Raw genomic sequence first — 10,316 nt, 5'->3', positions numbered from 1 at the left:
GCCCGCTGAGCCCGCTGAGCCGCAGAGCTGCTTGAGCCCCGACCTTTGCCGAACCGCGCCGAGCTGCCGAGCTCGCCGGGCCGCCGCGACCCCTCCCAAGCCGCAGGCGGTTCCCCAGGCGTCACCGTGCCGGCGCCCCCCCGGAGCCGCCCGTCGCAAGCGTTGCGCAATCGCTTCACATGCCTGAGGATGGCTCGCGTGCCGGTCCGCTCGGCCGGCTCGATCGGGTGGGAGCGTGTCAGGTGGACTTCAAGCGGCAGGTGATCGAGCGCTGGCCGGCGCGGTGGCCGGTGCGGCCGTTCCGGGAACCGGCCTGGGCCCGGCAGGAACCCACCTACCGGGACTGCAGCCCCGCCCTCATCGAAGCCGCCGTGAAACGGGCGGGTACCCGGCCCGCCGGCAACTGGTTCGTCTTCGCCGCCGCCCGGGAGGTGCGCGCCGACCGGCCGTTCGGGGTGCGGGTCGCCGGGCGCGAACTCGTTGCGTGGCGCGGGCCGGACGGCCGGCTGCTCGTCGGTCCCGGTGCGTGCCCGCACCTCGGCGCGCCGCTGGAGCAGGCGCGGGTGCACTGCGGCGAGCTCGTCTGCCGCTGGCACGGCCTGCGCGTCGGTGCCGACCGTCCCGGGTGGACACCCCTGCCCGCCTACGACGACGGCGTGCTCGCCTGGGTCCGGCTCGACCGGGCCGGCGGCGAGCCGCCCACCGAACGGCCGGTGGTCCCGGTCCGTCCGCGCGGGACGACCGTGGACGCGGTCGCCACGCTCGCGGGCGTCTGCGAGCCCGAAGACGTGGTGGCCAACCGGCTCGACCCGTGGCACGGCGCGTGGTTCCACCCGTACTCCTTCGCCCGGCTGCGCGTGCTCTCCGCGCCGCAGGGGGTCGACGTCGCGGAAGAGGACGACCGGTTCGTCGTCGAGGTGACGTTCCGCCTGGCGGGCAAGATCGGGGTCCCGGTCGTCGCCGAGTTCACCTGCCCCGGCCCGCGGACCGTCCTGATGACCATTGTGGACGGTGAGGGCCTCGGCAGCGTGGTGGAAACGCACGCCACCCCGCTCGGCCCGGGCCCCGACGGCCGCCCGCGGACGGCGGTGATCGAAGCGACGATCGCCGCGTCGGACCGGCCGGGTTTCGGCCACGCTGCACGGTTTGCGCCGGTTTTGCGTCCGCTCATGCGCCGGGCCGCCGCACGGCTCTGGCGGGACGATCTGGCCTATGCGGAGCGTAGGTACGCCCTGCGCGCACCCTGATCCACCCACCGACTGCGTCGAGTTTCCAAAGTCGACCCGGGTTTTCCCTTGGGCGGCACCGCTCTTGTCACGCTGAAGGCAGGAAGCGGTATCGGCGCGGGAGGTGAGCGCTGTGGTCGGGCGCATCGTGATCGAGGACGTCTGCCCCACGGTGGGGACGGCGGAACACCCCGCCAAGGCGGTGGTCGGCGAGGCCGTGCGGGTGTCGGCCACCGTGTGGGCGGAAGGGACCGAGGCCGTTGCCGCGGCGGTCGTGCTGCGGTGGCCCGACGGCTCCACGCGGCGGACGCGGCTGCGGCCCGACGGCGACGGCGGGGACAGCTTCGCGGCGATCGTCGTCCCCGACGAACCGGGGGTCTGGACCTTCCGGATCGACGCCTGGAGCGAACCGTGGGCCGCGTGGGAACGGTCCGTGCGGGCCAAGGTCGCCGCCGGGCTCGGGGCACCCGAGCTGGCCAACGACTTCGAGGTCGGGGCGCGGCTGCTCGAGCGCGTCGCCTACCGGCCCGACCGGCGCGCCGAACGGGAGGCGCTGCTCGACGCGGCCAACGCCTTGCGCAGCCGCGACCTGCTGGTGCGCGAACGGCTTTCGGCCGCGCTGTCGGAGTACGTGCTGCCCGTGATGCGGGAACACCCCGTGCGCGAACACTGCACCCGCGGCCGGGTCGGGCAGCTGCGCGTCGACCGCGTGCGCGCCGGCTACGGCGCCTGGTACGAGTTCTTCCCCCGCTCGACCGGCGGGACGGACAGCACCGGCCGGCCGGTGCACGGCACCTTCGCCACCGCGACCGCGCAGCTGGACCGGATCGCCTCGATGGGCTTCGACGTCGTCTACCTGCCGCCGGTGCACCCGATCGGCACGGTGCACCGCAAGGGCCGCAACAACTCCGTGGTCAGCGCGGACGGCGACGTCGGCTCGCCGTGGGCGATCGGCTCGGCCGAGGGCGGGCACGACGCGATCGAGCCCAAGCTCGGCACCTTCACCGACTTCGACGCGTTCGTCGCCCGGGCGCGGGAACTCGGCCTTGAAGTCGCCCTCGACCTGGCCCTGCAGTGCGCGCCGGACCACCCGTGGGTGCACGCGCACCCCCAGTGGTTCAGCACCCTGCCCGACGGCACGATCGCCTGCGCGGAGAACCCGCCCAAGCGCTACGAGGACATCCTGCCGCTGAACTTCGACCAGGACCCGGAGGGCCTCTACACCGAGGTGCGCCGGATCGTCGAGCTGTGGGTGCGCCACGGCGTGCGGATCTTCCGCGTCGACAACCCGCACACCAAGCCGCCCGCGTTCTGGCACCGGCTGATCCGGGACGTCCAGGAGACGCACCCGGACGTGCTGTTCCTCGCCGAGGCGTTCACCCGGCCGGCCCGGCTGTACGGGCTCGCGCGCCTGGGCTTCAGCCAGTCCTACACCTACTTCACCTGGCGCACCGGCAAAGCCGAGCTGACGGAGTTCGGCCGCGAGCTGGTCGGGCACGCCGACGAGGCCCGGCCCAACCTGTTCGTCACCACGCCCGACATCCTGCCTGCCCAGCTGCAGACCGGGAACCCGGCGGCGTTCGCCGCGCGGGCCGCGCTGGCCGCGACGCTGTCGCCGACCTGGGGCGTCTACTCCGGCTTCGAGCTCTACGAGCACGAAGCGATCGGGGCGGAGGAGTACCGCGACTCGGAGAAGTACGAACTGCGGCCGCGGGACTACGCCACCGCGCTCGCCGAGGGCCGCTCGCTGCAGCCGTGGCTGGCCCGGCTCAACGAAATCCGCCGCGCGCACCCGGCGCTGCAGCAGCTGCGCACCCTGCTCTTCCACCACGTCGACAACGACCACCTCATCGCCTACTCCAAGACCGACCCGGCGGGCGGGGACACCGTGCTCTGCGTGCTCACCCTCGACCACTGCCACACCCAGGAGGGCACCGTGCACTGGGACTTCGCCGCGCTCGGGCTGAGCCCGGAGCACCGCTACACCGTGCACGACGAAGTGAGCGGCGAGCTCTTCGAGTGGGGGCGTGACGCCTACGTGAAGCTCGATCCGCACCGGTCGGTCGCGCACATCGGTTCGGTCGGCCCGGCATGATCCCGCCGGTGCGCACCGAGCCCGGCTGGTTCAAGCGCGCGGTGTTCTACGAGGTGCTCGTGCGCGCGTTCGCCGACTCCGACGACGACGGCGTCGGCGACCTGCGCGGGCTGCTCGGCAAGCTCGACTACCTGCAGTGGCTCGGCGTCGACTGCCTCTGGCTGCCGCCGTTCTACAGCTCGCCGATGCGCGACGGCGGCTACGACATCAGCGACTTCCGCGGCGTGCAGCCGGAAGGCGGGACCGTCGAGGACTTCGTCGAGCTGCTCGACGAGGCACACCGGCGCGGCCTGCGGATCATCACCGACCTCGTGATGAACCACACTTCCGACGCGCACCCGTGGTTCCAGGAATCCCGCCGCGACCCGGACGGCCCGTACGGCGACTACTACGTGTGGAGCGACGACGACTCCCGCTACCGCGACGCGCGAATCATCTTCGTCGACACCGAGACGTCCAACTGGACGTTCGACCCGGTGCGCGGCCAGTTCTACTGGCACCGGTTCTTCTCCCACCAGCCCGACCTCAACTACGACAACCCCGCGGTGGCCGACGCCATGCTCGACGTCGTCCGGTTCTGGCTCGACCTCGGCATCGACGGCTTCCGGATGGACGCGGTGCCCTACCTCTTCGAGCGCGAGGGCACGAACTGCGAGAACCTGCCCGAGACCCACCAGTTCCTCAAGCGCGTCCGGCGGGTGGTCGACGAGGAGTTCCCCGGGCGGGTGCTGCTGGCCGAGGCCAACCAGTGGCCGGCCGACGTCGTCGACTACTTCGGCGACCCGGCCGCCGGCGGCGACGAGTGCCACATGGCGTTCCACTTCCCGCTGATGCCGCGGATCTTCATGGCCGTCCGGCGCGAGTCGCGGTTCCCGATCTCGGAAATGCTCGCGCACACGCCGAAGATCCCGTCCGGCTGCCAGTGGGGCATCTTCCTGCGCAACCACGACGAGCTGACCCTGGAGATGGTCACCGACGAGGAACGCGACTACATGTACGCGGAGTACGCCAAGGACCCGCGGATGAAGGCCAACATCGGCATCTGCCGCCGGCTGGCCCCGCTGCTGGACAACGACCGCGACCGGCAGGAGCTGTTCACCGCGCTGCTGCTGTCGCTGCCCGGTTCGCCGGTGCTCTACTACGGCGACGAAATCGGGATGGGCGACAACATCTGGCTCGGCGACCGCGACGGCGTCCGCACGCCGATGCAGTGGAGCCCGGACCGCAGCGCCGGCTTCTCCGGGTGCGATCCCAACCGCGTGTACCTGCCGGTGATCGCCGACCCGGTGTACGGCTACCAGGCGGTCAACGTCGAGTCCCAGCTGGCCGGGGAGGCGTCCCTGCTGCACTGGACCCGCCGGATGCTCGAGGTGCGGCGCGCGCACCCGGCCTTCGGCCTCGGCGAGTACAGCGACCTGCACGCCGGCAACCCGGCGGTGCTGGCGTTCCTGCGCCGCCACGTCGGCGACGACGGCGAGGACGACGTCCTGCTGTGCGTCAACAACCTGTCCCGGCACCCGCAGCCGGCCGCGCTGGAGCTGACCGAGTTCGCCGGGCGGCGCCCGGTCGAGCTGACCGGTTCGGTGCGCTTCCCGCTGATCGGCGCGGAGCCGTACCCGCTGGTGCTGCCCCGGCACGGGTTCTTCTGGTTCTCGCTGCACGACGAAAGGGGACGCTGATGACCGCCGCCCTCGACGACCGCCTCGGCGCCCTGCTCGGCGACACCGAGCTCGCCCTGCGCACCTGGCTGCCCGAACAGCCCTGGTTCGGCTTCCGCGGCCGCCGGGTCGAGCGGGTCCGGCTGCGCGTGCTCAGCCGGTTCACCGACCAGCTGGCCTGGGGCGGCCCCGCCGGCCTGCTCGCCGTGGCCGAAGTGCGCACCGGCGGCGAAGTCGTGCGCTACGGGCTGCCGCTGGGCCTGCGCGCGCCGCGCACGCCGCTGCCCGGGGTCGTCCCGATCACCGGCACCGGCGAGCTGGCCGTGTACGACGCCACGGCCGACGACCTGCTCACCGCGGAGCTGACGGCGCTGATCGGCACGGGCGCCGTTCGCGACCGCGTCCGGTTCGTGCCACGGCAGCGCGCCGGCCTGGCGCTGGTGCCGCGGCGCGGGCTGACCGGACGGGTGATCGGTCCCGGGCGGGCGGCCACCTCGGTGGTGCTGGGCGAGCGTTACCTGCTCAAGCTGTTCCGCCGGCTCGGCCACCCCGAGCTGGAGCTGCACCGCGCACTCGACGCGGCGGGCAGCCCGCACATCGCACCGCTGCTCGGCTCGATCGAGGGGGAGCTGGACGGTGCCCCGGTCGTGCTCGCCATGCTGCAGTCCTCCGCGACGGACGCCGTGGACGGCCGGCACCTGGCCTGGCCGGCCCTCGCCGCCGAGGCGGGTGTCCTCGGCCGGGCGGTCGCGTCCGTGCACCGGGCCCTCGCCGACCGGCTCGGGACGACACCACTGCCGTCCGGCGGGCACGCCCAGCGCATCCACGGGGATCTGCACCTCGGGAACGTCCTGCGCACACCGACCCGCTGGCTGCTGGTGGGTTTCGACGCCGAGGCGGCCGTGCAGTCGCCGCTGCGGGACGTCGCGAGCCTCCTGAGGTCGATCGACCGCACCGGCCTCGACGGCAACGGGGCGGTGCGCGCCGCGTTCTGCTCCGGTTACGCGGAGATCGCCGGGGCGGACCCGCGGGCCGGACTGGCCGCGGCCGAGGCCGGCGGGGGCCTCCGGTGACGGCGCTGAGCCACCGCGACCGGGCAATCCTGCGCGCGGTGGCCGACGGCCGGGCCACCCTGCGCTGTGGCTGCGCGCCGGACCTGTTCGTGGACGGCGTGGCCTGCTGCGACCAGTACGCGGTGCACGAACTGGCCCGGGCCGGGCTGCTGGCTCCGGTGCGGCCGGGCACGCCCGGCACGGTGGTCGCCGCCGCCCTGACCGAGCTGGGGTGCGTGGTGCTGGACGAGGCGTCGTGAGGCGTGCGCCGCGCGGGGCGAACGAAGGGGAGGACGACATGGCAGTACGGCAGGTCGAGTTCCGGTGCGGTGGCGAAACCCTCGTCGGTGACCTCCACCTCCCGCCCGGCAGCGGCCCGCCGCCACCCGCGGTGGTCGTCGCCGGGTCGTGGACCACCGTCAAGGAGCAGATGGCCGGCCGGTACGCCCGCGGCCTCGCCCGGCGCGGGATCGCCGCGCTGGCCTTCGACTTCCGCGGCCACGGCGCCTCCGCCGGTGCCCCGCGCGACGCCGAGCTGCCGGACCGGAAGGTGGCCGACCTGATCGCCGCCGCGGGGTTCCTGCGCCGCTGCTCCCTTGTGGACAGTGGGCGCGTCGGCGGCGTGGGCGTCTGCGCCGGGGCGGGGTACCTGGCCGTCGCGGCGACCGCGGAGCCGGCGCTGTTCGGCTCGCTCGCGCTGGTCGCCCCCTGGCTGCACGACGCCGACCTGGTCGGCGAGGTCTACGGCGGCGCGGCCGGGGTCGCCGAACGGATCCGGCGTGGCGAGGCGGCCGCCGCCGAGTTCGCGCGGACCGGCGCCGTCCGGTACGTCCCGGCGGTCAGCACCACCGACCCGGCGGCCGCGATGCCCGGTCCGTTCCGGTATTACCTCGACCCGGCGCGCGGCGCCGTCCCGCAGTGGCCCAACCGGTTCGCCGAGCTCTCCTGGGCGCCGTGGCTGCGGTTCGACCCCGTTTCGGCGGCGAGCGGCGTCACCGCGCCGGTCGTCCTCGTGCACAGCGAGGACGCGGCCCTGCCCGGCGGCGTCCGGAAGTTCCTCGCCCGGCTCGGCGGCCCGGCCGCGGTGCACTGGCTGACCGGCACCCAGTTCGACTTCTACGACGACGAAACCACCGTCGCCGCGGCGCTCGACCTGGCCGCGGCGCACCTGGCCGACAGGAGCACGCAATGACCGCGAACGACCGGCTGGACGTGATCGAGGCGTGCGACAGGTTCGGCTGGTACGCCGACCGCCGCGACTGGACGGCGATGACCGGCCTGCTGGCCGACCGGGTCCGCCTGGACTACCGCGCGCTGCACGGCGGCGACCCGGCGACCGTGCCGGCCGCGGACGCGGTGGCGGGCTGGACGGCGGAGTTCGCCGGGTTCGCCACCACCCAGCACCTGCTCGGCAACCACCTGGTCACCCTGGACGGCGACACCGCGGTCTGCCGCAGCCAGGTCCAGGCCACGCACGTGCCGGCGGGCGGCGGCCCGCCGTGGGTGCTCGGCGGCCACTACCGGATGGCCCTGGCCCGCACCGACGCCGGCACCGGCGGCGGCTGGCGGATCACCGCGGTCACGTTCACCCCGGACTGGCAGACCGGCGGCCCGGCCCCGGCGGCGGGGGAGGACACGGCCGGCACCCGGGCCACCGCGCTGGCGTGGTTCGACCGCGTGTGCGGCGGCGACGTGGCCCAGGCCGCGGACCTGCTCGGCGCCGACGTCGAGTGGGTCAACTTCGTCGGCGTGCCGGGTCACCACGACTGCATGCCGTGGATCGGCACCTACCACGGCCCGGCCGCGGTCCTGGCCAGCTTCGAGGCGTTCACCGCGGTCTGCGAGGTCAGGCACAAGGAACTGCGCGGCCTGGTGGTGGACGGCGACCAGGCGGTCGGCATCGTCCACGAGAAGGGCGTGGCCCGCGGCACGGGAGTGGCGTTCGAGATCGAGTACGTCGAGCGCCTGACGATCCGCGGCGGGCAGATCGTGCGCTGGAAGTCCTACACCGACCCGTGCTCGATCATCCGCGCCCTGCGGTTCTGACCGCTGACACGGAAGCGGGCGCCCCCCGAGGGGACCGCCACATTGGGGGCATCTCCGGGCCGGCGGCAGCGAAAGCCCGGCCACACGGAAGCGGGCGGCCCCCGACGGGACCGCCCGCTTCCGTCGTGCCGCTACGCCGAAGCGCCGGCGGCCGCGGCGGTGCGGTCGACCGCCACCACCGGGCTGAGCTGCTGGTACAGCTCGATCAGCTCGCCGCCCGGGCCGCGGACGAACGCCACCCGGACCTCCATCTCCGGCTCGCCGTTGATGAACACCTGGGTCGGCGCGCCGTCCCAGTCCTCGATCGGGAAGGCCGCGCCGCCGGCGGACAGGCACTTCGTGTACGCCTCGTCGACGTCGGCCACGATCAGGGCGATGTGCTGCAGCGGGCCCGAGATCGACGTGACGTCGTCGCGGCCGCCGGGGAACAGCTCGATGTAGGTGTGGCCGTCCAGTTCGACGTAGACGCCCCGGTCGCAGTAGAGCACCTGACCGGTGTCGCTGGTCGTCTTCGACCACTCGTACGTCTTCGCGAAGCCGAGCCCGTCGCGGTAGAAGCGCAGGGATTCGTCGACGTCCTTGCAGAGGATCGCGACGTGCATCAGCGTGGCCGAGCCGGGCGGGCGGGACCAGGGTGCCGACATGGGACTACCTCCTCGGTTGGGGGTGGTGCGAACCGGGAACCCGGGGCCGGGCACCGGGGTCAGGACCGCCGCAGCCAGGCGGCGAGCCCGGCGGGCAGGGTCGCGGCGGCCGCGGCGTCGGCGGTCAGCGCGACGTAGCCGTCGGGGCGGACGAGCGTGGCGTGCGTGGCGTCGTCGGCCGGGAGCACGGTGATCGGCGTGACGCTCGCTTCGGCGGCCTCCTTGACCGCGACGGCGTCGGCGGCGGGCGGGATGACCAGCGTCCAGCCGATGCCGGGCGCCATCCCGCGCCGGGGAGCCACCCGCCGGCCGGGGCCGGGCGCGTGCGGGCCCTCTTCGCCGGGGTACCCGATGTGCAGGCCGGCCAGCCGGGTGGCCAGCCACGAGCGGAACGCCGGCAGCGCCGCCACCGAGTCGAGCACCTCGTTGCGCAGCCCGATGCTCGCCGGGTTCGTCTGCGTGGAGATCTCGGTGAGCGTCCCGGTGAAGCCGAGCACCCCGGCCGCGACCGGGCGCCGCTCGGCGTCGTAGGTGTCCAGCAGCGCCGGGGCGGCCGTGCCGTCGAGGACCGCGCCCAGCTTCCAGGCGAGGTTCAGCGCGTCCTGGACGCCGGTGTTGAGGCCCTGGCCGCCGACCGGGCTGTGCACGTGCCCGGCGTCGCCGACGAGGAACACCGGGCCCTGCCGGAAACTGTCGGCCAGCCGCTCGTGCACCCGCCAGTTCGAGGCCATCTTCACCTCGCGCACGCGCCCGCCGGCGGCACCGGGGCCGCGCGTGTCGATGACCTCCTGGACGTCCTCGCGGGTGGGCACGCCGGCGTCGTCGCCGACCAGCGCCACCACGCGGTAGAGGTCGCCGGGGATCTTCGCGACCGCGCCGAGCCCGCGCGGGGAGAAGTAGAACGTGACGACCTCGTCCTCCGGGCCGTGCCAGTCCATGGTGACCTCGGCCAGCATGAACGTCTGCGGCCGTGCGCCACCGGGGAAGGCGACGCCGATCCGGTCGCGGACGGTGCTGTGGATGCCGTCGGCGCCGATCACGTACCGGGCGTCGATCGCCCGCACCGTCCCGTCGGAGTCCACAATGGACGCCGTCTGGCCCGGGAAGTTGTCCCGCAGGTCGAGCAGCGACGTCGTGCGGTGCACGGTGCCGCCGAGCGCGGCGTAGCGGTCGGCGAGCACCTCCTCGGTGGTCATCTGCGGGATGCTCAGCGCGTACGGGTAGGGCGTGTCCAGCTCCGCGAACGGGATGGACAGCAGCACCTTTTCCGCGTCGCGGACGGTGAACGTGCGGCCCGGGATGGACCGGGCCACCAGCTCGTCGGCGACCCCGATCGCGGCCAGTGACTCCAGCGTGCGCACGTGCACCGCCGACGCCCGCGAATGCGCGGCGGGGCCGGGCGCGCGGTCGATGACGACGTGGTCGATCCCGAGCGTGCGCAGCGCGCAGCCCATCGTCAGGCCCACCGGCCCGGCGCCGACGACGAGCACGTCGGTGGAGCGGGGTAGTTCTGGGGACAGGGACATGGCGAAACCCTCCTGCGCTCACCCGGCCACCGCGGTGGACGGCGGCTCGTCCAGCGTCGAGTGCGGACC

General features: G+C 74.0%; 9 protein-coding genes. 7 read left to right on the top strand and 2 right to left on the bottom strand.

The features are described from left to right. The first annotated feature begins 242 nt into the window (after window positions 1–242). The 7 genes from C2L59_RS38755 to C2L59_RS38725 all read left to right on the top strand — a co-directional run bounded on the left by C2L59_RS38755 (window position 243) and on the right by C2L59_RS38725 (window position 8,077). Window positions 243–1,247: a DUF5914 domain-containing protein gene (locus C2L59_RS38755; protein ID WP_199199490.1), complete on the top strand. Its 1,005-nt coding sequence runs from the start codon at window positions 243–245 to the stop codon at window positions 1,245–1,247. 112 nt (window positions 1,248–1,359) lie between these two features. Then, window positions 1,360–3,321, top strand: coding sequence for a maltotransferase domain-containing protein (locus tag C2L59_RS38750; RefSeq protein ID WP_103354559.1), 1,962 nt, complete (start codon window positions 1,360–1,362; stop codon window positions 3,319–3,321). Beyond that, a complete protein-coding gene (gene treS / locus C2L59_RS38745; protein ID WP_103354558.1) occupies window positions 3,318–5,000 on the top strand; it encodes a maltose alpha-D-glucosyltransferase in 1,683 nt (560 codons plus the stop codon). Before C2L59_RS38750 ends, treS begins: the two co-directional genes overlap by 4 nt. Then, the gene (locus C2L59_RS38740; protein WP_103354557.1) at window positions 5,000–6,052 is read left to right on the top strand and encodes a phosphotransferase; all 1,053 of its coding nucleotides are present in this window, start codon (window positions 5,000–5,002) and stop codon (window positions 6,050–6,052) included. Before treS ends, C2L59_RS38740 begins: the two co-directional genes overlap by 1 nt. After that, on the top strand, window positions 6,049–6,291 hold the full coding sequence (locus C2L59_RS38735; protein ID WP_103354556.1) for a hypothetical protein: 243 nt from the start codon (window positions 6,049–6,051) through the stop codon (window positions 6,289–6,291). Before C2L59_RS38740 ends, C2L59_RS38735 begins: the two co-directional genes overlap by 4 nt. A gap of 38 nt (window positions 6,292–6,329) precedes the next feature. Continuing rightward, complete coding sequence (locus tag C2L59_RS38730; protein WP_103354555.1) at window positions 6,330–7,223, top strand: alpha/beta hydrolase; 894 nt, start codon at window positions 6,330–6,332, stop codon at window positions 7,221–7,223. Then, window positions 7,220–8,077 (top strand): nuclear transport factor 2 family protein, encoded by an 858-nt coding sequence (locus C2L59_RS38725; protein ID WP_103354554.1) that lies wholly within the window; start codon window positions 7,220–7,222, stop codon window positions 8,075–8,077. Before C2L59_RS38730 ends, C2L59_RS38725 begins: the two co-directional genes overlap by 4 nt. 131 nt (window positions 8,078–8,208) lie before the next feature. Here the strand turns inward: C2L59_RS38725 and C2L59_RS38720 are convergent, their stop codons facing one another. Next, on the bottom strand, window positions 8,209–8,721 hold the full coding sequence (locus C2L59_RS38720; protein WP_103354553.1) for a VOC family protein: 513 nt from the start codon (window positions 8,719–8,721) through the stop codon (window positions 8,209–8,211). Between the two features lie 59 nt (window positions 8,722–8,780). Further along, window positions 8,781–10,247, bottom strand: a complete 1,467-nt coding sequence (locus tag C2L59_RS38715) for an FAD-dependent monooxygenase (protein ID WP_103354552.1) — start codon at window positions 10,245–10,247, stop codon at window positions 8,781–8,783. Window positions 10,248–10,316 lie beyond the last annotated feature (69 nt).

The organism is Amycolatopsis sp. CA-128772 (assembly GCF_002904295.1).
In the GTDB taxonomy this organism is placed as follows: Bacteria; Actinomycetota; Actinomycetes; order Mycobacteriales; family Pseudonocardiaceae; genus Amycolatopsis.
The sequence above is the reverse complement of the archived record's forward strand: the minus strand, read 5'-3'. Positions and strand labels throughout refer to the sequence as shown.